Consider the following 22,386-nt stretch of genomic DNA (forward strand, 5'->3'; position numbering starts at 1 on the left):
GGGGGTTGTCACCACGATCTCAGAAAGGCAGGTCGTCGTCCGGTTCGAACGTGTAGTCGTCCGCACCGGAATCGGCGGCCGTGGATGTGCCCTTTGGCTTGGCGGAGGTTCCCGGGGACGCGCTGGATGCGGATGCGGGACGGGAGGCGCGTGCGGGCGACGATCCGCCGCCTGAACCGCCGTCGCCATCGCCACGACCACTCAGGATCATCATTTCCCGTGCCTTGATCTCGGTCACGTACTTGGTGTTTCCGTCCCGGTCGTCATACGATCGGGTCTGCAGGGATCCTTCGAAATACACCTGGGATCCCTTGTGCAGGTATTCATTGCAGATTTCGCCGAGTCGACCCCAGGCCACAATGCTGTGCCATTCGGTGCGCTCAATCCACTCGCCCGATGCATCCTTGTAGGACTCGTTCGTGGCGAGTCGCAGGTTGCAGACCGCCGTACCGGTTCCTGTGTAGCGCAACTCCGGGTCCTGCCCCAGATTGCCGACCAGGATGACTTTGTTTACTCCACGTGCCATTTATTACACCTCCTGAACTGTGTGTTTCTTCATTGGTTACCCCTGGCGATTCGAACCACCGCCCGTGAGGACAGTGGCGATATGTGTCCATCGGACCACAAACCCGGTTTGGAAAACCAGATGGCGCGGTCCGACCTGTCCTGAATCCGCCAGGAGATGTAAAGGGTGCCCGACGGGCTGAAATCCCTTTGCTTTGTATTCATAGAGCCAAAGAGACGCCAGACGTAACTTCCGACACCGAACTAACAGGCTTACGAACCTACGCATGGCCGACAAGATCTACGAAAAAACTTTTCAAGAATCGGCCGACGGGCTGGAGGCCTGGAACGATTTCGTGGCCATTGTGCGCCAATTGCGGCGCGACTGTCCATGGGACCGGGAGCAGACGCACGAGAGCATCAAGCATCTCCTCATTGAAGAGGCCTATGAGACGGTGGAGGCCATTGATGACCAGGACTGGACCGGTCTCCGGAAGGAACTCGGCGACCTGTTGCTGCACGTGGTATTCCATGCCGTGATCGCTGCCGAGACTGGCGCGTTCACGGTGAAGGAGGTTATTGAATCGGAAACGGAAAAACTGGTGCGCCGCCATCCCCACGTATTCGGGGATACCACGGTGGGCAGCGTGGACGACGTCCTCACCAACTGGGAATCCATCAAGATCCGGGAGGGTGAGAAGAAATCCGCCCTGGACGGGGTTCCTCGGCATCTTCCGACGCTCCTCCGGGCCTTCAGGATGCAGGAAAAGGCGGCCGGCGTGGGCTTCGATTTTCCGAAGCGCGACGATGCCTGGGACAAGGTCACGGAAGAACTCGCCGAGTTCCGGGAGGTGGTCGAGTCCAACGATACCTTCGAGCGGAAGGAGGAAGAACTGGGCGATCTGCTGTTCGCCATCGTGAACCACGCCCGTCAGGCCGGATTGAATCCGGAAAACGCCCTTTCACGCACGAACGACAAGTTCATCCGTCGATTCCGTGAGGTGGAACGCCGTCTGGACGCCCAGGGCATTTCCGTGGTGGACGCCTCGCTGGAAGAGATGGACGCCCACTGGGACGCCATCAAGGGCGAGGAATAGGCCGGGGACGGTCAGTTGTCCGCCGGCGCGACGTCCACCGGCAGGCGGCGGCCCTGGTCCCGGTTCAGGAATTCCTCGTAGAGCTGGATGTGACGGCTGTCGATGGGCACATTGAATCCGTCAATGAAGAGTCCCACGATCTCGGACTGGAGCTCGAAGGGATCGCCGGTCGAAACGAACAGGTTCGCCTTCTTGCCGACTTCGATCGAGCCGTAGTCATCGGCAATGCCCAGCATGGTGGCCGGGGCCAAGGTCACGGCCTCCAGCGCTGCCTCGCGACCCATGCCGTATGCGGCGGCAAAGCCTGCATTGAAGGGCAAGTTGCGGACGTTTTCCACTTCACCGGACCGGAGCGCCACCATTACACCGGCGTCGTGGAGCAAAGCGGCATTGGCATATGCCCGGTCGTAGCGATCCGAACCCCGTGACGGCGTCGCCAATACCGGACCGACGAACGCCGGGATGCCGGCTTCGGCTATCCGCTCCGCCACGCGCCAGCCCTCGGCCACGCCGGACAGGATGACATTCGGGAGTTCGCGCTCGGCGATCCAATCCAGCGCCGCGCTGATGTCGGCTTCGGCATCGGCCTTGATCATGAGCGGGATGTCTCCCTGGACCACGGGCCGGAGGGCGGCCATTTCAGGCGAATATACAGGACGGTCCTTGCCCGCAGGCTCCGCCTCCCACGCGCTGGAAATGCGATCGTAATCCTCGGCGCGATCCCAGATCTCGTTCAGTTTGGCCATGGCATCCTTCCATGCCTTTTCAGGATCCTGATCGCCGCCACCGCCACCGCCGAATCCGAAGAACCGCGACCGCTTGCGCGGGAACTCGAGCACCATGAGCCGGGCGCCACCCGCGTCCATCTGTTCAGGCGTATAGCCGACCAGGTTGATGGCAGCGGCCGTTCCGGGGAAAAGTCCACCGGAGGGTTCGGTAATGACCGTGGTCACCCCGTTGGTGCGCGTAACGGGTATGGCCACCGAGTTCGGGTTGACAGCCGTGAGCGCATCCATGTGTGGGGTTATGTCACCCACTTCGTTGGTGTCATTGGTTTCGTCGACCGAGCCGACTTCCACCAGACCGAGTTGCGTACCGGAATCGATCATGCCCGGGTACACATGCATACCACTGGCGTCGATGACCGTGGCCCCTTCCGGGATGGATACGTTTTCTCCGACTGCCGTAATGCGGTCACCCTGGATGACGACCGTACCGCGTTCGATGGTCCCGTTGGCCACCGTCTCAATGCGGGCGTTCGTGATGGCGTAAGTGCCCTGCTGTGGCCGCGCATCCTGTTGGACGAACATCACGAGGGCGAGGAGGGTCAGTGTGAGGATATTCATTTTTCGACGTCCTGGATGTGTGCGACTTCCTCTTCATGGACGTGGCCTTCCTGCTCCATGAACGTGTCCAAACGGGCAGATGGGGAGATTTCAAGCCGCATGTCGTCCGGATCGTTCGTCCGGTCGAAATAGCGGACCCCGTCCACGTACGTCTGCTCGGCGATCGCGTAGATGCTGAGCGGATGTGCACTGAACACGGCCACGTCGCCGTCCTTGCCGACTTCAATCGAGCCGACGCGGTCCTGGATGCCCAACTGGATGGCGGGGTTGATGGTGATCAGGGCCAGGGCCTCATCGTCCGTGAGATCGCCGTACCGCTGCGTCTTGGCGGCCTCGTGGTACAGGTGGCGGTTGAGCTCACCGGAGTCGGAGTTGATGGACGTCCGGACGCCGTTGCGGGTCAGGATGGCGGCATTCCAGGCCGTCGAGTAGTAGACCTCGAATTTGTAGGACCACCAGTCTGCGAAAACCGAGGCCATGGCACCGTAGGCTGCCAGCTCGGGAGCGACCTTGAAGGCCTCATTGGCGTGCTGGAAGGTAATCCGTTCCACACCGTAGTCTTCGAGCACACGCAGCAGCATGAGGATTTCGTCGGCCCGGTAGGAATGGCAATGGACCAGGATATCCCCGCGCAGGATGTCTGCCATGATCCCGGAGCGTTCGTTGTACACGGGCGGAATGGCCCGCGGATCGGTACTCGCGTTGAAGGCATCCCACGCTTCCATGTAGCGTTTGCCTTCTTCAAAGGCGTCACGCAACACCTGCTCGACCCCCATGCGGGTAGCGGGCACGATGGCACCCGTTCCGCCGCTGCCCCGCCGGCCGTGGACCCGCGTGGGGTTCTCGCCGAGTGCGAACTTGATGGTGCGTGGTGCGCCATCGAAGCGGATGGCATCCGGATCGCTGAAGCCCCAGCGGTGCTTGATGGTCTCGTTCTGTCCACCGATCACGTTGGCCGATCCGTGCATGATGTGCGACGTGGTCACGCCGCCCGCCAATGCCCGGTAGATGCCCAGATGATACGGATTCGTGACGTCCTCCATCCGGACCTCCGCCGTGACGGGGGACGATCCTTCGTTGATGCTGGAGAGGGCAATGTGGGCGTGGGCGTCAATGATGCCCGGCATGATGAACTTGCCGGAGGCGTCCACGACCTCGACGCCGCGGGGCGCCCGGAGGCCGGAGCCGACGCCGGTGATCTTGCCGCTCTCAATGAGTACGTCCGCGTTCTCGAGCGTTCCGTTCGTGACGGTAAGGACGGTGCCGCCCCGAAGGAGCACGTCCTGGGCCATGGCTGGCGTACCTGCCAGGAGGGCCGCCAGGAACGCAACCTGTAAAAAGGCCCGGGTCCAATCGTTCATGGGATTCTGCATAATCATGGCGTTTGACATCAATTGGTGTACGGCCGACCGTCGACGAAAACAGTCTGTACCTTCATGTCTTTCGAAAAGAGATCGCCCTTGACCAGGACGAGGTTGGCCATCTTGCCGACATCCACGGTTCCCATGACGGACTCCATGCCGACATATGCAGCGGCGTTGACAGTCAGGGCCGCCAACGCGTCGTCCACGGACAACCCCGCGTCCAGATAGGCGCGGAGATTGGCCATGACGTCCTTTGCTTCGACGCCGTAGGACGCAAAGGCAAAGGGCAAGCCGTGCTCGGCGAACAGGGCCGGCATGCCCAGGTAGTCCTGCCGGGACTGCAATTGACGGGCTTCCAGGTTGCGCCGCTCCGCTTCCGTATCCCGGTACGTGGCCGTCCGCGTGTCGGGATCGTAATTCTCCAGGATGTAGGCCAGCGAATCATCCGTCACCTTTTCCATCCAGTCCGGCTTGTCCGGCAGGTCCAGGGTGACGGCCAGGGGCGCACGCGACGCCGTCAACTTGTCGAGGACATCGAAGCCCTGCGACAGACCGGACAGCATCAGCCGGAATCCCAGGGCCTCCTGGAGATCCAGGGCACGGTGGATTTCCAGCGCGTCGTCGGTGTGGATGAGGAGGGGGCGCTCACCGGCAACAACCGGAAAGAACGCATCGTGGACCGGGTCCTGGGGTGGGCGGGACAGTCCCGTGGGGTCCTGGGCATACAGGTCGCCGACACGCATCCGACGGTCCGATTCCCGGTACAGTTGACGCATCTTGGCCATGATGGCCATGGGGGTTCCCGGATACACGCCACGGGCGCCCTCGAATTCCATGAACAGGGCCATCGGGCTTCCATAACGCATCCCCTGGGCGTCGAGCAACACCACGGCAGCGGTTCCGGGCAGCATGCCGCCATGCGGGACGACGTTCGCGGCGGTGAAACCGAGCATGCGATGCGCATCCATCGATTTGTGGGACGGGTCCAGGAAATCACGGACGTCCCGTTCAGGCTGGATTCCCGCACGGTCATTCGGCGGGTTGCCGCGGTCCTCGACCGCAGGCAGATTGTTTTCGCGGGGCGGCTCCGGTATGCCGACGTGGGAGAGGGCATCAATAAAGCCGGCGACGACCGTCAATGAGTCTCCGTCCACGATCCGGGCGTCCCAGGGGGCTTCCACGCGGGCGCCGACGGCGGTGATGACACCGTCCTTGACGACCACGGTGCCGCGCTCGATGACGCGACCCGGGGCCTGGACAATCCGGACGTTCTGGATGGCATACGTGCCGGTGATTTCCGGGATGTCCGGGCTGTTCGATTGCGCCAGGGCGGGCCATGCGGAAAGCAACAGGACTGCAACCGTGACCAAGGCCCTGGTCATGGCGGCGGTCGCTCGGAATATGGGGGTCATCGCTCTTGGTGTTTGTTGAATCAGGCTTCGGCCGACCATCCGTCAATGATGCCCAGGATGATCACGTTGGCCGGGATATCGCCGCCCTTCATGAGTTGGCGGACGACCGACCCCTCCTTGGCTACCAGGACCACATCGTCCACGCCTGCACCGTAGCCGGGGTCAATGGCCAGCATGTCCAGTTCGCCGTCCAGGTCCCCGAGGGTATCGATGGGATGGACAATGAGAAGCGTTCCCAGGCGGAAGGCCTCGTGCTTGCGGGTCGATACGATGGTTCCGGTGACGCGGCACAGCTGCATCTGGGGGAGCTCCGGTTACTTTACGAGGTGTTGCAATTCGTCCACCCGGCGCACGATGGACTCACGATCCATGGTCCGGTAGATTTCCGGGAGGAGAGCTTTGCTGGTGCACTCCATGACCGCCACGAGCGTCTGAAGTTCCACCTCGAGCGGATAGGTGGGTGGCATGAAGTCGTCCACCACTTCCTTCAGTATGCGCGTGGTGACATTGCCTTTGGTGCGGCCATCGGCGGCCGCGCGGAATTTTGCCCGCGTAAGAAGCGCTTCCATATCGGCCCCGGAAAACGTCCGTTCACCGTTCAGCAGGGCGTCCGGGATGTCGGACATGGGCAGGGAGACACCCGTCCGCTTCATCATGACGGTCAGCAATTCCTCGCGTTCCGCCCGCGTGGAAGGGTAGAAGAGGGCAATGTGTTCTTCGGCGCGACCCTGCCGCTTGAGGTCGACCGGCATGTAGTCCGGCCGCGCGGTGAGCAGGAAGAAAATGATCTTGCCGCGGTGCGACGGATCGCTCATGAACTGGGCAATCTGTCCGAAGACGCGTTTCGAGACGCCGGAATCGCCCTCGGCGTCCCGGTTGCCCAGGGCGGCATCTGCTTCGTCGATCATGACGGCGACGGGGGTCATGGCCTCGAGCAACGTCAGGATTTTTTCCAGGTTCGATTCGGTCTGCCCCTGCCACTGGCTCCGGAAGTTCTTCAGCTTCACCATCGGGATCCCGATTTCGCCCGAGAAGCACAGGATGGTGAAGGTTTTCCCGGTTCCGACCGGTCCACTCACCAGGTAACCCATGGGCATGACGTCGGGCCGGCCGGCCTTGATGGCCTTGGCGGCCTGCCGCAGGTGGGTCTTGGCTTCGTTGTGACCGGCGACGTGGTCGAGCGTGAGGTCGGTCTCCACGAACTCCAGCATGCCGTAGGCTTCCGCCTCAATGAACTCCTTCTTCATGTCCGAGAGGACATCGAAGGTGAGCTTCGTGCGGTTCTCCAGGACATCGGCCAGAATGGTCCGGAGCTGGATGAACCCGAGGCCGGCCGTATTGGCGGCCAATCCGCGCGCGTCGACGGCCGAAAACTGCGCGTACAGTTCCTCGCGGCCCTTCAGGTACCAGTCCACGAACTGCCTCCGTTCCGTTTCACCCGGAATGGGAATCCGGATTTCAGCCGTATATGGGCTCTGCACCAGTTGCTGGTTGAGCTCAGACAGGTTCTGGGCGACGAGCGTGACCGTGAAGTCGCTGCTCATGAAGAGCGGATCGTGCGACCATTTCTGCAGGAAAACGAGGGCGTTGCGGTCTTCCGCGGAATACGTGGCGGCCTCGGCCATCGGAACCACGGTCTCCGCATAATCGATGACGCAGGCAATCCGTTTTCCGTCGGCGAGACGGGTCCGGAAATAGTTCTGCAGCACCGATAGCACGCGGACGGGATCCTTGGGCAGCTTCTGGGCGAAATCCGTCCCGAAAATCGTGTCGTATCCGGACAGGGCCTGGTTGAAATCCTTCTGGCTGGCCTTGTCAGCGAAGTGGATGCCGCTGGACCGGTCGTAGAAGAGGACGATGTCCCGCGAGGCGAACAGGTCCTGGATGAGGAAGTCCGTCAGCGAGACATACGTCGTGTTGCCGTCCTCGTCCTGCGAGGGCACGAGGTCGCGGACCGCTCCGTACAGGATGAACTGCGTGAGCGTCTTCGTGAAATACTTCCGCGCGAATTCCTGGGCCCAGGCCGGGTAATGGGCCGTGTACTGCTCCAGGAGGGAGGGCAACGAGGGCGACTCGACTTCGAGCTCGGCCGGTGGGGTTTCGTCCGGGGTGTCAGGCGATGGTGATTTCGTCATTCAGATAGATGTCTTGGATGGCGTTCAGGATGTCGACTCCTTCCTTCATGGGGCGCTGGAAGGCCTTGCGTCCTGAAATCAGACCCATACCACCGGCGCGCTTGTTGATGACGGCCGTTTTGACCGCTTGTTGCAGATCGTTCGATCCGCTGGCACCGCCGGAGTTGATGAGTCCTGCCCGCCCCATGTACCCGTTCGCCACCTGGTAGCGCGTGAGGTCGATGGGGTGGTCGCTCGAGAGCTCGCTGTAAATGCGCTCATCCAATTTGCCGTAGCTGGAGTTGCCGCTGTTCAAGGCGCGGTATCCGCCGTTCTGCTCGGGCTGCTTCTGCTTGAGGATATCGGCTTCGATGGTGGCCCCGAGATGGTTCGCCTGGCCGGTCAGGTCGGCACTGGTCTCGTGGTTCACACCGTCCACCGTGAATTCGCTGTTGCGCATGTAGCACCAAAGGATGGTCATCATGCCCAGTTCGTGGGCAATGGCGAACGCCTCGGTGACTTCCTCCAACTGCCGGTTGGACTCTTCCGAACCGAAATAGATGGTGGCACCCACGCCGACGCATCCCATGTTCCAGGCTTCTTCTATCCGGGCGAACAGGATCTGGTCGTACGTATTCGGATAGGTGACCAGTTCATTGTGGTTGAACTTCATGATGAAGGGGATGCGATGCGCGTACTTGCGCGCAATGCTGCCCAGTGCGCCATAGGTGGATGCGACGCCGTTGCACCCTCCCTCGATGGCCAGCTTCACGATATTCTCGGGATCGAAGTAAATGGGGTTCTTGGCAAACGATGCGCCCGCGGAATGCTCGATCCCCTGATCCACGGGAAGGATGGAGATGTACCCCGTGCCGCCCAGCCGACCGGTTCCGAAGAGTTGCTGCATGGAGCGGAGCACCTGGGGATTGCGGTCCGAGCCCATCCATACGCGCTCGACGAAGTCGGGCCCGGGCAGATGGAGGTGCTCCTTGGCGATGGTCGTGCTCTTGTGGTCCAGCAGGTACGACGCCTCGGCGCCCAGGATGTCGGCAATGTCGGTAGTGGTCATGACGGGAATTCAGAATTGATGGAAGCCTGCGATCGGAACCTGCATGTTAGCGGTTTCGGGGCCGGACGGCAACCCGGATTTCTTCCGGAATCGCTTCCGGATGGCGAAAATAATGAGGAATTTCTTCCGCGAGCAGCGGGGCGAGGATCAAACCCTTCGATCCGAGCCCCGTGAAGACGTGGACTCCGGGTGTGCCGGGCAATGGACCCACCATGGGGAGCCGGATGCCCGGGACTGTGGCGCGACAGCCTGCCAGGCGCTCCACGACCGGCGACCCGGCCAGCGACGGCATCATGGTGATGGCCCGGTCCAGGAGGGCGTCGCCCATGTCCACGTCGGGCTCCATGTGGGAAAAGGTGTGTTCATAGGTACTGCCGACGAAGAAGGTGTCGCCTTCGTCCACGATGTAGCCGGCGCCGGACAGTGAGGGGAGCATTGCCGCGGCGTCCGTGGCGGGCGGGAGCCCGGCGGGGCGTGCGACACGGACCGATTGTCCCTTCACGGCGTGCAGGTGCAGACGCGGCAACTGCCCGCGCATGAGTTCCCCACACCACGGGGGCAGCATTCCGCCGCCCAACGCGAGCAGCATGCGGCGGGCCACCACCGGCGCGCCGTCGGCGAAGTGGGCGGTCACGCACGCGTCGGCCCCGGCCGACGCGTGCCACCGGCGGAGCCGGGCCGGGAACCGGGTGACCGCCCCTCGCCGGACGGCCAGCCGGACGACGGCGTCCACGAACTCCGGGATGGACAGGGTCATTCCGCCGTAGATGTCCAGGAGCCCGAAAGGGGCGCGTACGAAGGACCATCCCTTCGTGTCGGTTGGATCGGTCGTTTCTCCGGTCAAGGGCTCCGCATGCCACCGGGCCATATCCGGGAACTCCTCGGCAGACTTCCGGCAGTCCTCGGCTTGCTGGGGTGTCATGGCCGAGCGCAGCAGGCCGGATCGGACGTGGGGCCGGAAGTCGGCGGCATCAATGAGGCGATCCAGGGCCGGAAGCGCCTCCCGCACGCGCCACGGGGGGCGCGACCGGAGGCCCATGAGCGGACTGGCGAGACCTGCCCCGACGCCGGAGGCGCCTGCGGCCGGGTGCGACGCATCGACCAGCAGGACCCGCTCGTGGCGGGCCAACTCGGCCGCCGCGCAGGCACCGGCCAGTCCGGCACCGACGACGAGCGTATCGAACGAACAATTCATGGCCACACGGGTGGAGGAGCGGGACAACGTCAATGGACATCCTTACGTTACGGTACGCATGCAAAAGACGCAGACCATAATCATCGGCGGCGGCATCATTGGCCTGTCCATTGCCTGGGAACTCGTCCGGCGGGGGCAATCGGTCGTCGTACTGGAGCGCGATCACGTCGGATTGCACGCCTCGCGGGCGGCGGCGGGCATGCTGGCCGCGGTCGCCGAGTTGGGATTCGAGGAATTCGATCTGTATGCGTTCTGCGCGGACTCGGTCCGTCGCTGGCCCGTGTTTGCCCGCGAACTGGAGCAGGACAGCGGCCTGCCGGTGGACTACCGCGCCCACGGAACGATCGTGGCGGCCAGGGACCGGGATGCCGCAGCGGGCATGCGCCGTGCGTACGAATTCCAGCGGGAACACGATTTCGACGTTTCCTGGTTGACGCGCGACGAGGCCCTGGATATCGAACCGTTCCTGTCGCCGAACATTGCTGCGGCCATGTTCGCGAAGGAGGATCATGCGGTGGACAACCGTGCCGTTCTGCAAGCGCTCGAGGCGGCCATCCGGGCGCGCGGGGGGACGGTCCGCGAAAACGCGCCGGTCCGGGAGGTCCGGTTCGGCAGCGGGCCACCGGAAGTCTGGTTCGGGACGCGAGGCAAGGATGGCGCCGAAGACAAGGAAGAGCAGCTCGAATCCATGTCGGCCGAGCAGATCGTGCTGGCCGCGGGACCCTGGTCGCGCGACATTCCCGGCCTGCCCGATGTCGCCAGGCCGCCCGTACGGCCGGTAAAAGGGCAGATCCTGGAACTGCACATGCAGGCACCCTTCTCGCTCAAACACGTCGTGCGTGGCAAGCGGGCCTACCTGGTGCCCCGATCCGACGGTCGGCTGATAGTCGGGGCCACCAATGAGGAGATGGGTTTCGACCTGGACGTGACGGCTGGCGGAATGTGGTCCATCCTGGATGGCGCATGGGAACTCGTCCCGGGTATCATGGATCTGCCGGTCCTGGGTATTGACGTGGGTCTGCGTCCCGCAAGCCGGGATCATCAACCCATGATCGGCTGGTCGACCACGCCGGGTCTGTTCGTGGCAACCGGACACTATCGGCATGGTATCATGCTGTCGGCGGCCACGGCGCACGCGGCGGCGAATGCCCTCACCGGCGGTACGCTTCCCGCACTCCTGGCGCCGTTCGACCCCACGCGCTTCACGCACTCAGCATCCTGAATCCAGCAGCATGAAACTTTCAGTGAACGGAGAATGGCGAACCCTTTCGGAGGACGACGTGGCTTTGGCGGCGTTCCTTGAGCGCGAGGGCATGGACACGGCCAAGGGGATTGCGGTGGCGGTCAATGACCGGGTCGCCCCACGTTCCAAATGGACCGACATCCGGCTTTCCGACGGGGACCGGGTGGAAATCGTCACTGCACGGCAGGGAGGCTGAACACCATGCAAGACCATTTGCTTTCCGACGCCAGCGAAATCCTGCGCATTGGACCGCTCTCCCTGACGTCGCGCCTTCTGGTCGGGACGAGTGGCTACCCGAATCCCTCGGTCATGATGGAAGCCATCGAGGCCTCGGGGACCCAGCTCATAACCGTGGCCGTGCGTCGCGTGAACCTGAATGACCGGGGCGGGGAGGACTTCATGGACCTGCTGGCCTCGTTGCCGGTGGACCTGCTGCCCAATACGGCCGGCTGTTATACGGCCCGCGAAGCGGTCCTGGTGGCCGAGTTGGCCCGGGAAGCACTGGAAACGGACCTCATCAAATTGGAGGTCATCGGCGACGACGAAACGCTCATGCCCGATACGGAACAATTGCTGAAGGCAGCCCGCGAACTGATCGATTCCGGATTCACCGTGATGGCGTATGCCAACGACGATCCCGTGACGTGCCGCAAACTCGCAGACATGGGATGCGCCGCGGTCATGCCGTTGGCCTCGCCCATCGGCAGCGGAATGGGACTTGTGAACCCCTACAACCTGTCCCTCATCCGGGAATTGCTGCCCGATATCCCGTTGCTCGTGGACGCCGGTATCGGGACGGCAAGCGATGCGGCGCTGGCCATGGAACTGGGTTATGACGGCATACTGCTGAACACGGCCATTTCGCAGGCGAAGCATCCCGTACGGATGGCGGCAGCCATGCGGCATGCTGTGGAAGCGGGGCGTCTGGCGTGGCTGGCGGGACGGGTGCCCAAGCGTTATTATGCGAAAGCCTCTTCCAGTCCGGAGGGGCGCATAGAAACCGCCTGACGAGGATGCCCCATGGACCTGCCTCGATTGATGCTCATCGCGGACGGGTTTACGCGCGATGACGTGTACGCCAAGGTCCGCAGCGCCGCGGAATTCGGTGTGCCCTGGATCCAGCTCCGGGACCACAGTGCCCGGACCGACGTGTTCGAACATGCTGCGGGTCGTTTGGTGGCCGAATTGCAGCGGATAAACCCGCGACTCCTGATTTCCATCAATTCCCGGATTGCCGTGTGCGAATCCATGGGATTGCCCCTGCACACCGGATTCCATGGCGTTTCGGTTTCGGAAGGAGTGAACATCCTGGGGTACGATGCACTGGTCGGCGCCTCCGTGCACTCCCGCTTCGAGGCCGTCGATGCGTCGCGGGACGGAGCCAAGTATGTCATTTTCAGTCCGGTGTACGAATCACCGACCCATCCCGGCAAGAAAGGGTGGGGTCTGGAACTGCTCCGAACGGTCTGTTCGTCGGTGCCGGACATCCCGGTGATGGCCATGGGCGGCATCATGCCGGAACACGTGACCGGGTGCCTGACGGCCGGTGCCCACGGCGTGGCCACGCATTTCGGAATCATGGGCGCCATGAACATTCGCGAGGCGGTTTCAGAGTATCTTCGCGTTGTCCCCCGCTGATCCATCCTCCACACTTTCCACGTTGAAATCCATGGTCCATGCTGTTCCGCCCATAGCGCTTACGATAGCCGGAAGTGACTCCGGGGGAGGTGCCGGCATCCAGGCGGACATCAAGGCCATGCAGGCCAATGGCGCGTTTGCCGCCAGTGTCGTCACGGCCATCACGGCGCAGAATACCACGTCGGTATCGAGCGTTTTCGAACTGCCGGTGTCCGTGATTGCCGACCAGATCGATGCGGTCATGAGCGACCTGGCGGTCCGGACCGTGAAGGCCGGAATGCTGAGTTCGTCGGAAATCATATCGACGGTCGCCGAGCGTCTCAGGCACTGGAACGTGAAATCCTTCGTGCTGGACCCGGTCATGGTCTCCAAGAGCGGGTACAACCTGTTGCGGGAGGACGCCGTGGAAGCCCTTCGGAACGAGTTGTTTCCCCTGGCCACGCTGGTCACCCCGAACGCCCTGGAAGCGTCCCGGCTCACGGGACTGGGTCCCATCCGTTCCATTGCCGATGCCCGCCGGGCAGCCCGTATCATCCACGAAATGGGCGCCAAGGCGGTGCTGGTCAAGGGCGGTCATCTGGAGCACGAGACCGAGGCGGTTGACGTGCTGTACGACGGAACGAACCTGCATCTGTTCAGGGAAGCCCGGGTGGACACCAAGCACACACACGGTACGGGTTGCACGTACGCATCGGCCATCGCCGCCGGTCTGGCCCGCGGTCTGGCCCTGGATGTGGCCGTGGCCCGCGCAAAACTCTACGTGACGAAAGCCATCCGTCATGGCCTCGCCATGGGCTCCGGCCACGGACCGGTGGACCACTTCTACTTTTTCCGGGAGAACGCCACCTTTCCATACGGATGACCGAACTCCGCAAGGCGCTCACCACCTTTGACGGGGTTGCCCTCCTCATCGGCATCACCATCGGATCGGGAATCTACTCGACCCCGTACCTGATTGCCGGGTATTTCGGATCGTACACGGGCGTTGTCGCCACCTGGTTGGTGGTCTCGCTGTTCGTGTTCACCGGTGGCCTGATTTACGCCGAACTGGGCTCCCGTATGCCCACTACGGGTGGCGAATATGCCTATATCCGGCACGCGTATGGTCGCCGGGCCGGATTCCTGTTCGGCTGGGCCCAGTTGTTCATCATCCGGACGAGCCCCGCCGCGGGCCTCGCCATCGTAGCCGCGGATTACATCGCGTTCTTCGTGCCGTTGCCGGGATCGCGGCATACGATGGTCGCCCTGGGCATCATTGCCCTGCTGGGCGTCTTCAATTACATGGATGTCCGATGGTCGGCCCTGTTCCAGCGGGCCACGACGGTCATGAAGGTGGGTGGACTGGTGCTGTTTGCGCTGCTGTTCGCGGTCCTGCTGGGCGGCAGCGAGAGCCAATTGCACTCCGTTGCCGCGCCGCTCGGCGACGGGGGGTTCCTGTCCCGCCTCATTCCCGCGCTCATGCTGATCGTGTTTACGCACACGGGGTTCGATCGCGTCGGGTACGTGGCCGGAGAAATGACCAATCCGCGTCAGATCATTCCGCGGTCCATGATGATAGGTCTGGGCATCGTGATCGGCGTTTACGTCACCACAATCAGCATTTACCACTACGTCCTCGGCATGGAGGCGCTCCGGGCCACCACCATTCCGGCGGCGGCCGTGGCGCAGGAGATGCTGGGGCCGCTCGGCGCATCGGCCATCGCCATCCTGGCCATCGTATCGGCCGTATCCTCCATCAACGGAACCATGTTGTCGTCGAGTCGGGTGTACTACGCCATGGCGCGTGACCGTCTGCTTTTCCGCTCCTTTGATTACATCCATCCCCGCTTCCGGACGCCCTCCCGGGCCGTGGTGGCCCATGCCGTGTGGGGTGGGGTCATTCTCGTGGCCCGCAGTGAATTCGAGACGATCGCGGCCGGAATGGTATTTGCCATCCTGATCTTCTACACCATGACGACCTTGGCCCTGTTCAAATTCAGGCGCGAGCACGTGGGCGAGGACGACGAGGAGGAGAACGGGAAGATCTTCCGGGTGCCCTTCTGGCCGGTGCTGCCCGCGTGCTATCTTGTGGGCGTGGTCGGACTGTTGGTTTTCCGGGCGGTCTTCCAATGGCGGGAGTCGTTCGTGGATCTGATGATGGTCCTGACCGGTATTCCGGTATCCTATTTTTGGCTTTCGCGCAACCATGCTCCAGAAGACCGATCCCCGTAACCGGGATCTCATCGTGAACATCAACGGCCGTCTCCTGCACAGGGATGAGGCCGGTATCAGTCCATTCGACAGCCTGGTCCAGGGGGGTGACGGTGTTTGGGAGGGACTGCGGCTGTACAAAGGCCGGATTTTCCGGCTGGAGGAGCACCTGGACCGGCTGGTGGGGTCTGCCAAGGCGTTGGCGTTCCAGGAGATTCCATCGAAGTCGGCCCTGATCGAAGCGCTTCGACGCACGTTGGAGGCCAACGGCATGGACGATGGCGTCCACATCCGGCTGACAGTGTCGCGCGGTACGAAAACCACGTCCGGCATGGATCCCCGGTTGAACACGTCCGGCCCGACGGTGATCGTGCTTGCCGAATGGAAGGCGCCGGTCTACGACAAGGGCGGGCTGTCCATGATCACATCGTCCGTACGGCGGTTCCCGCCTGACTGCCTGGACCCCAAGATCCACCACAACAATCTGCTGCCGTCCATCCTGGCCAAGATCGAGGCGAATGTGGCCGGGGCCGATTCGGCGCTCATGCTGGACAAGGAGGGCTTCATTGCCGAAGCGAACGGGACGCACGTATTCCTGGTCCGGGACGGCGTGGTGTGGACGTCGCGGACGGATGCGTGTCCGGAAGGCATCACCCGGCAGACCGTCCTGGAGCTGTGTGCCGAGCACGGGGTTATGACCCGGGTGGAACGGGTGTCTACGACGGACGCGTACCGGGCCGACGAAATGTTCTGTTCCGGGACCATGGGGGAACTGGCCGCCGTAACGCGTCTGGACGGGCGGGTCATCGGGACAGGTGAGCCGGGACCGGTCACGGCCCGGTTGTCCGCCCTGTACCATGAAGCCGTACTGCACACCGGGTACCCTATCCTGTCACCATGAAACTGCTGCTTACCGGGGATATTCATCTGGGTCGCGCCTCCACGCGTACCGGCGAGGACGGTGCGTCCGTGCACAGGACCGTCGCCGCATGGGAGCGCATGGTCGACCTGGCCATTCGCGAGGGCGTTCGTGTGGTGTGTCTGAGTGGCGACATCGTGGACGGGGAAAACAGGTACTGGGAGTCCGTGGGGCCGCTTGAGGAGGGGATTGAACGGCTCGGCAAGGCGGGCGTGTTGACCCTGGCCGTGTCGGGCAACCACGACCACGAGGTGTTTCCGAGGTTGGCCCGGAATCTGCCCGGGACCGTATTCCGGCTGCTCGGGGAAGGCGGCCGGTGGGAGCGCACCACGATTGAGGATGCCGACGGTAAGCCGGCACTTGCGGTCGACGGATGGTCGTTTCCGTCACAGTACGTGCGGGAAGATCCGGTAGCCGCGTACCCGTTTTCGCGCCCCGGTGACCAGCCGGTTCTTGGTATGATCCACGGGGATCTGGGAGTGACCGGTTCGATGTACGCTCCGTTGTCGCTGGATACCCTGTCGCGGGCTTCCGTGGATGCGTGGCTGCTGGGGCACATCCACGTTCCGTCCCTGTCGGGCGACGTGCCCTGGGTGTTGTATCCAGGCTCGCCCCAGGCCATGGATCCCGGGGAGAGGGGACTTCATGGGCCCTGGATGGTGGACGTGGTCGATGGTCGCCTGGGGCGGCCCCGGCAGGTACTGGGCTCGTCGGTCTGGTACGATCAGATTGACGTTGACGTGTCGGACTGGACCGATCCCGAGCAGGATCTGCGCCGCGTCCTGGGACGCTTCGTGGCGGATATCCGGGAACGCTGCGGGAGCAGCCCCGACATCGTGTCCGTGCGCCCGGTGCTGACCGGTCGCTCCGAATTCCATAAGGCCATCAGGGAGCGGATGGAATCGCTCGTCGAGACGCCGGACGGATACACTGAAAAGGGCGTCCAGGTGCGGATGGACCGGTGGACAGACCGGGTGCTTCCGGCGCTCGAAACCGATGCTTGGTCGGGAACGCAAACGGTCCAGGGCGAGCTCCTGGCGTTGACGACCGAGGCCATCCCCGACCACGTACTGGACGCGCTCCGGCGCCGGTTGGCGAACTCCGGGGATGCCGGGATGTCCGGGCTGTCGGAGCAGGAACTGGAAGATTATGTTCGCGAGGCCGCTGCCGTGCTGCTGTCGGAGGTCCTGCGATGAGCATCCGATTGAAGCAGATCGAGGTGCTCCGGGCTCGGGGTATTTCGAGTGGGGAATCGTTCACCGTCCGGGACCTGGCGCCCCGCTTGAACCTGATATCCGGCCCCAATGGTTCGGGAAAGAGCACCCTTGCGCTGGCCATCCGCCAGACCCTCTGGCCATCGGCCCGGGACCTCGAAAGTGCGTTCCTTCACGCCGAATGGGAGCATGACGGGGCTTCGGTCACCGTGGATATCGAAGGCGGTTACCCGACCAGGGCGTCGGTCATGCCAGACGTGGGACCTGCCGAGCGCCGCGGGCGCTACCTGTTGGCCCTGCACGATATGGTGGTGGCAGAAACAGATTCGGAATCGGAATTCGTCCAACGACTGGTCCGCGATGCCATGGGAGGCGTTGACCTTGCCGGCGCGGAAGCGCGGCTCAGGTGGTCTACGGGTCCAACGCGCCCACTGAAACTGGAAAGAGCGCTGAACGCGGCAGAAAAGGCGGTTCGAGAGGCTTTGGGGCGGCAACGGGAACTGGCTGCAGATGAGGACCGATTGGCCGATCTGGATGCAGCCATCCGGAAGACGGAGGCGGCGGAGTCGGAACTGCAGGCGGTCCGGCTGGCACGTGTGGTGAAGACCCACCAGGAGGAATTGGATGTCCTGGAGCGGCGCATGGCGGAGTATCCCGATGCGGTTCGGACACTGCGTGGGTCTGAATCCCGGGACCTGGCCCGGATCCGGGAAGAAATCGGACGACTTGAGGTGGAGGAAGCCAAGCTCGACCAGGCCCGTGCTCGTGCGCACAACGCCATCAAGCAATCGGGCTTCGATGAACAGCCGCCGTCGGACGCCGACCTGGAGTCCTGGATTTCGGGGGCCCGACGGCTCGAGGACCTGGAACGGCGCCGGAGCGAGGCCGCCGGAGCGGTATCAGATTCCCGTACCGTGCTGGACAAAGCCTGGTCTGTCATCAGTGAGGTCGGTTCCCATCCTGAGGGAGGAGTGCTGGAGCGGGAGCATGCCCACGCTTGGAATGAACTGTGGAAGGAGTGGGCATCCCATCACGTCCGGGTGCTGGGCCTTGACGCCCAGCGGTCCATGATCGAACGGTTGTTGGACTCGGACCGGAATTCCGGTGCAGGCAGGCTGATGGATCCGGATCCCGCCGCACTGGACCTGGCGCAGCGCATCCTGGCCCGCTGGTTGCGATCGGCACCGGACACCGGATGGTCCATGCCCCTGATGGTCGCGTTGATCCTGTTGACCATCGCTTGCCTTGTTCTGGCCTGGCTCGTTTCGCCCTTGTTCGGATTGGGAGTGCTGATTCCGGTCGCGTTGTACCTGTGGAATCGGGCAGGGACGGACCCGACAGCCAGCCGGGCGTATGTGGAGACCGAGTGGCGCCGGGAAGGCGTTTCACTGGATGCGCCGCAGTGGACCGAGGAGTCCGTGCTGGCCCTGTATAACCGGCTCGGCGAGGCAAAGGCCGGACAGGACATTGCCCGTGCAGCACACTCGCGGCTGGATGCGTTGGACGATCAGGCACGGCAGTTGGAGCACGAGCGTTCACGCCTGTCCGGGCGCACAAATCAGCTGGAGGCGGACTCCGGACTTCGCGTCAAGGATCACATGGAAGATGCCGCCTGGCTGGGCACGCTGGCGCAGCGCATGGTCATCGTGGACAAGGCCAGGGAGGAGTTGGCCCGCTCAGAAGGGACGCTTGCCGCCGTCACAAAGGAACGGAATGCACTCCTGGAGCGACTGAACGGAAGTATGGGTCGGTTCCTGGATGGTCCGCTGGTCGATTCCGACCATGCGGTCGCCGCGGTCAACAGCTTGGCCAAGCGTACGGCCGAGTGGAATTCCCGGAAGAAGGACCTGGAGGATGCCCGGGAGGCGTTGGAGGTTCGGGTGCGGCCGGCCCTGGCCAAGTGGCGTGAGGAAGAATCGGACCTGCTGTCCCGGGTAGGGCTCGATGGCGATACGGCCTGGCAACTGGACAGACTGCTGGAACAGTTCGAGGCGTACGGAAGCGTGGCCACGGAGCATATGAAGCGGGAAGGGCTGCTTGCGGATGCCCGTGCGCGTTTTGCCGAAGCCATCGCGACCGGCACGGCCGACACAGAAGGGGAAGCCCTCGAGTCCCTGACGCTGGCCGACCTGAAAGCACGCGAATCCGGGCTGGAGGAGTTGGTTGCCGGCGCCGAGGGGCTGCGCGAGAAACGCACCACGATCCGAACGAACATCGAACATGCCCGACAAGGTTACGAACTGACACGCGCGCTGGAAGAGCGGGATGCCGTGCAGGGCCAGCTCCAGGCCCTGCGTCATGAGGCCCGGCAACAGCTGGCCGGTCAGGTGGTGGCGGAGCACGTCCGGACAGAAGCCATGAAGCGTTCAATACCGGCCGTGTTCAGCCGGGCACAGGACCTGTTGGCCCGCTTCACGTCCGGAGCACTGCGCCTGGAAGTGGATTTGACCTCCGAAACCCCGCGGATGGTAGCCAAATCCGATTCGGGGGTAGCCCGCTCCATGGGTCACCTTTCGGTGGGAGAACGGGTGCAGGTTTTGATGGCCGTCCGCGTGGCATTCCTGGAGCACGAGGAACCCCTGGCGCTGCCCCTGCTCGTGGACGAAGCGTTGGGCACGAGCGACGACGACCGCGCCCGGACCATCATTGACACGCTGCTGCAATTGGCCGTAGACGGGCGGCAGATCTTCTACTTCACCGCCCAGTCAGACGAACTCTCCAAGTGGACGGAACGCATTTCACAGCACGGCGGGTTTTCGGATGGGGACTGGACACGGATTGATCTGGCGGATGTCCGCAACCTGGAGGCAGCCCGGCGGTCTCCGCTGCCTGCGCCGCGCGAACCCGTGGAGCGTGATCTGCCTGCGCCCGGCCATCACTCCCACGCCGACTATCTCCGTGTATTGGGCGTGCCCGGACTGGAGCCACTGACCCGCGCCCCGGGCCAGGAGCATATCGGGCACGTGGTGGAAGACACGCAGCAACTGTACGCCTTGCTCCGTGCCCGCGTGGACACCGTTCACGCATGGGAAACGCTGGACGGGACCCATTCACCGATGGCGAGCCTGGATGCGGACAACGCTGCCGAGGCCCATGCTTTCCGGGCGGGTGTCCGTGCCCGGATTGCCGTGCTGAAGGATGCGGTTGATTTGTGGCGTAGGGGACGCGGACGTCCGGTGGACCGGAGTGTGCTGGAAGCGAGTGGGGCCGTATCGGCGACCCATATGGAATCCGCAACGGACCTTGCCCGACGCGTGGGTGGTGAGGCGTCCCGCGTGCTGGCAGGACTGGAGGCAGGGGAGGTAAGCCGATTCCACAAGGCGAAAATCACGGAACTCCGGGACTGGCTCCTGGATCACGACTATCTTGACCCGGCAGCCCCCCTGGGTGCCGACGCAGCGCGTATCCAACTGCTTGCCCGGCATCAGGAGGTCCCCCCTGAAACCATCGATCGGATTGTACACCTGCTATGGACTACGGACTGAAGGACCACGTCATCATGGTTGCCGCCTCCAGCAAGGGGCTCGGACGCGGTATTGCGGAATCGGTGGCCGCATCCGGTGCTCGCGTCTCCATGGCCAGCCGGACGGCCGCCGACATCACCGCAGCGGCCGCCGAGGTGTCCAGGACCCATGGCGTGCAAGCGGAGGGGTACGTGATGGATGCCACCGTTGGCGCGTCCATCCAGGCCTGGGCGCAGGCCACGCGGGAACGGTTCGGTCGGATAGACGGCCTGGTGGTGAACGCAGGAGGTCCCAAGCCCGGCAAGTTCGATGATTTTGACGACGCCGACTGGCAGGCTGGATTCGAACTCACGCTCATGAGCGCGGTGCGCATGATCCGCGCCGTGCTCCCGGTCATGCGGGAGCAGGGAAGCGGGAGCATAGTGACCGTCACCTCGTCCTCCATCAAGGAGCCCATCGACATCCTGTTGCTGTCCAATGTGTTCCGGTCGGGCGTCGTGAGCCTGGTCAAAAGCCTGTCGGCCGATCTGGCGGCGGAGGGCATCCGCATCAACAATCTCGTCCCGGGCATGGTGGATACGGACCGGATCCAGTCCAACGATGCCTACAAGGCCGAGTCCCTCGGCATTCCGGTTGAAGAATATGCCCGCTCTCGCCAGGCGGCCATCCCCATGGGCCGGTATGGTACGCCCCGCGAGTTCGGTGACGCGGGCGCATTCCTGCTGTCCAATGCGGCCTCCTACATCACCGGCGCCACCCTCATGGTGGACGGCGGAAAGAGCCGCACGGTCTGGTAGACCTTACATGGGCGCAATGACGGGCAGGTCGAAGTACGTGCCGGTATGCGGCTCGGCGTTCAGGGTGTAGTGCCACCACTCGGCGGCATAGTTGGTGAATCCGGCCTCGCCCATGATGTCGACCAGCAGGTCCCGATTGGCACGGGCCTGGGCGGTGATGGACGCGTCCGCCGTGTGGGACACCACATCGAAATAGTCGTACGGCGTCCCGAAATCCAGCAGCACACCGTCGCGGGCCAGGGCCAGGTCAACCGTGCTGCCGCGGGAATGTCCGGACCGTTCAGCAATGTATCCCTGGGCAAACAGGCTGTCCTTGGGCACACGCGGGTAGTAGGCGGCCCGCATGAGGGTATCGGCCGGGTCGGCCGCCCAGGCCATGAAGTCGTTCACGGCCGTCTGGGGACGATAGCAGTCGAACACCTGCAGGGTGAGGCCGCGGGCCTCGGCCAGTGCCTGGGCTCGGGCCAGTCCAGCCGCGGCCTCCGGCGTCAGCAGGCAGACCGGGTCGACGTACCCCGCGACGGGTCGGCCCAGGAAATTCTCGTTCGTCAGGTAACGCAGGTCGTGGATGACGCCGGGTGCAACCGTGGAGAGGGCGACTAACGGGTTGTCCGAGGCTGATTCAGTGGATTCAGAGCTGGAGGCTGGTGCCTCACCCTCACCCGCGCAGGCGGAGAGCAAGCAGAGCAGCAAGAAAGGAATGAACAGGAGGCGCTTCGGGAGATATTTCATGGGCGGGGGACCCGGGATCCAGGCAGGGAAGGCAGCCCGGGGTGGCGTTATTGGTATCGGAATGGACGAACATGGGCGGTAACAGGCC

20 protein-coding genes are annotated in these 22,386 nt (G+C 63.5%); 11 read left to right on the forward strand and 9 right to left on the reverse strand.

What is annotated here, in order from left to right; genetic code table 11:
• Positions 1-19 precede the first annotated feature (19 nt).
• Positions 20-526: a single-stranded DNA-binding protein gene (locus tag RIE53_05290; protein ID MEQ9104091.1), complete on the reverse strand. Its 507-nt coding sequence runs from the start codon at positions 524-526 to the stop codon at positions 20-22.
• A 265-nt stretch (positions 527-791) separates the two neighbouring features.
• Here RIE53_05290 and mazG point away from each other — a divergent pair, with 265 nt between their 5' ends.
• Positions 792-1,601 carry a nucleoside triphosphate pyrophosphohydrolase gene (gene mazG / locus RIE53_05295; GenBank protein MEQ9104092.1) on the forward strand — a complete coding sequence of 270 codons (810 nt, stop codon included), beginning with the start codon at positions 792-794 and terminating at the stop codon, positions 1,599-1,601.
• 11 nt (positions 1,602-1,612) lie between these two features.
• Here the strand turns inward: mazG and RIE53_05300 are convergent, their stop codons facing one another.
• The 7 genes from RIE53_05300 to RIE53_05330 are packed head-to-tail and all read right to left on the reverse strand — an operon-like array spanning position 1,613 to position 10,101.
• Entirely contained in the window at positions 1,613-2,947 is a 1,335-nt protein-coding gene (locus tag RIE53_05300) for an amidohydrolase family protein (protein ID MEQ9104093.1), read from the reverse strand.
• Entirely contained in the window at positions 2,944-4,326 is a 1,383-nt protein-coding gene (locus tag RIE53_05305) for an amidohydrolase family protein (protein ID MEQ9104094.1), read from the reverse strand. Before RIE53_05305 ends, RIE53_05300 begins: the two co-directional genes overlap by 4 nt.
• Positions 4,327-4,337: 11 nt before the next feature.
• The gene (locus RIE53_05310; GenBank protein ID MEQ9104095.1) at positions 4,338-5,693 is read right to left on the reverse strand and encodes an amidohydrolase family protein; all 1,356 of its coding nucleotides are present in this window, start codon (positions 5,691-5,693) and stop codon (positions 4,338-4,340) included.
• 50 nt (positions 5,694-5,743) lie between these two features.
• Positions 5,744-6,022 carry a EutN/CcmL family microcompartment protein gene (locus RIE53_05315; GenBank protein ID MEQ9104096.1) on the reverse strand — a complete coding sequence of 93 codons (279 nt, stop codon included), beginning with the start codon at positions 6,020-6,022 and terminating at the stop codon, positions 5,744-5,746.
• A gap of 15 nt (positions 6,023-6,037) precedes the next feature.
• Complete coding sequence (locus RIE53_05320) at positions 6,038-7,858, reverse strand: AAA family ATPase (GenBank protein MEQ9104097.1); 1,821 nt, start codon at positions 7,856-7,858, stop codon at positions 6,038-6,040.
• Positions 7,836-8,906: a class I fructose-bisphosphate aldolase gene (locus RIE53_05325; GenBank protein ID MEQ9104098.1), complete on the reverse strand. Its 1,071-nt coding sequence runs from the start codon at positions 8,904-8,906 to the stop codon at positions 7,836-7,838. Before RIE53_05325 ends, RIE53_05320 begins: the two co-directional genes overlap by 23 nt.
• 46 nt (positions 8,907-8,952) lie before the next feature.
• Positions 8,953-10,101, reverse strand: a complete 1,149-nt coding sequence (locus tag RIE53_05330) for an FAD-binding oxidoreductase (protein MEQ9104099.1) — start codon at positions 10,099-10,101, stop codon at positions 8,953-8,955.
• Here RIE53_05330 and thiO point away from each other — a divergent pair.
• From thiO to RIE53_05380, 10 genes are read left to right on the forward strand one after another with little or no spacing between them, the layout of a single operon-like run.
• Positions 10,100-11,323, forward strand: coding sequence for a glycine oxidase ThiO (thiO, locus tag RIE53_05335; protein ID MEQ9104100.1), 1,224 nt, complete (start codon positions 10,100-10,102; stop codon positions 11,321-11,323). The genes RIE53_05330 and thiO overlap by 2 nt on opposite strands.
• A 10-nt stretch (positions 11,324-11,333) precedes the next feature.
• Positions 11,334-11,540 (forward strand): sulfur carrier protein ThiS, encoded by a 207-nt coding sequence (gene thiS / locus RIE53_05340; protein MEQ9104101.1) that lies wholly within the window; start codon positions 11,334-11,336, stop codon positions 11,538-11,540.
• A 5-nt stretch (positions 11,541-11,545) separates the two neighbouring features.
• On the forward strand, positions 11,546-12,352 hold the full coding sequence (locus tag RIE53_05345) for a thiazole synthase (GenBank protein MEQ9104102.1): 807 nt from the start codon (positions 11,546-11,548) through the stop codon (positions 12,350-12,352).
• 12 nt (positions 12,353-12,364) lie between these two features.
• A complete protein-coding gene (locus tag RIE53_05350) occupies positions 12,365-12,982 on the forward strand; it encodes a thiamine phosphate synthase (GenBank protein ID MEQ9104103.1) in 618 nt (205 codons plus the stop codon).
• 31 nt (positions 12,983-13,013) lie between these two features.
• Positions 13,014-13,844 carry a bifunctional hydroxymethylpyrimidine kinase/phosphomethylpyrimidine kinase gene (gene thiD / locus RIE53_05355; GenBank protein ID MEQ9104104.1) on the forward strand — a complete coding sequence of 277 codons (831 nt, stop codon included), beginning with the start codon at positions 13,014-13,016 and terminating at the stop codon, positions 13,842-13,844.
• A complete protein-coding gene (locus RIE53_05360; GenBank protein MEQ9104105.1) occupies positions 13,841-15,193 on the forward strand; it encodes an APC family permease in 1,353 nt (450 codons plus the stop codon). Before thiD ends, RIE53_05360 begins: the two co-directional genes overlap by 4 nt.
• Complete coding sequence (locus RIE53_05365) at positions 15,168-16,073, forward strand: aminotransferase class IV (GenBank protein ID MEQ9104106.1); 906 nt, start codon at positions 15,168-15,170, stop codon at positions 16,071-16,073. Before RIE53_05360 ends, RIE53_05365 begins: the two co-directional genes overlap by 26 nt.
• Positions 16,070-17,287: a DNA repair exonuclease gene (locus RIE53_05370; protein MEQ9104107.1), complete on the forward strand. Its 1,218-nt coding sequence runs from the start codon at positions 16,070-16,072 to the stop codon at positions 17,285-17,287. Before RIE53_05365 ends, RIE53_05370 begins: the two co-directional genes overlap by 4 nt.
• Complete coding sequence (locus RIE53_05375; protein ID MEQ9104108.1) at positions 17,284-20,790, forward strand: AAA family ATPase; 3,507 nt, start codon at positions 17,284-17,286, stop codon at positions 20,788-20,790. Before RIE53_05370 ends, RIE53_05375 begins: the two co-directional genes overlap by 4 nt.
• Positions 20,775-21,566, forward strand: a complete 792-nt coding sequence (locus RIE53_05380; protein MEQ9104109.1) for an SDR family oxidoreductase — start codon at positions 20,775-20,777, stop codon at positions 21,564-21,566. Before RIE53_05375 ends, RIE53_05380 begins: the two co-directional genes overlap by 16 nt.
• Positions 21,567-21,569: 3 nt before the next feature.
• Here the strand turns inward: RIE53_05380 and RIE53_05385 are convergent, their stop codons facing one another.
• Complete coding sequence (locus tag RIE53_05385) at positions 21,570-22,298, reverse strand: M15 family metallopeptidase (GenBank protein ID MEQ9104110.1); 729 nt, start codon at positions 22,296-22,298, stop codon at positions 21,570-21,572.
• Positions 22,299-22,386 lie beyond the last annotated feature (88 nt).

The sequence above is a fragment of the Rhodothermales bacterium genome (assembly GCA_040221055.1).
Taxonomy (GTDB): Bacteria; Bacteroidota; Rhodothermia; order Rhodothermales; family UBA10348; genus 1-14-0-65-60-17.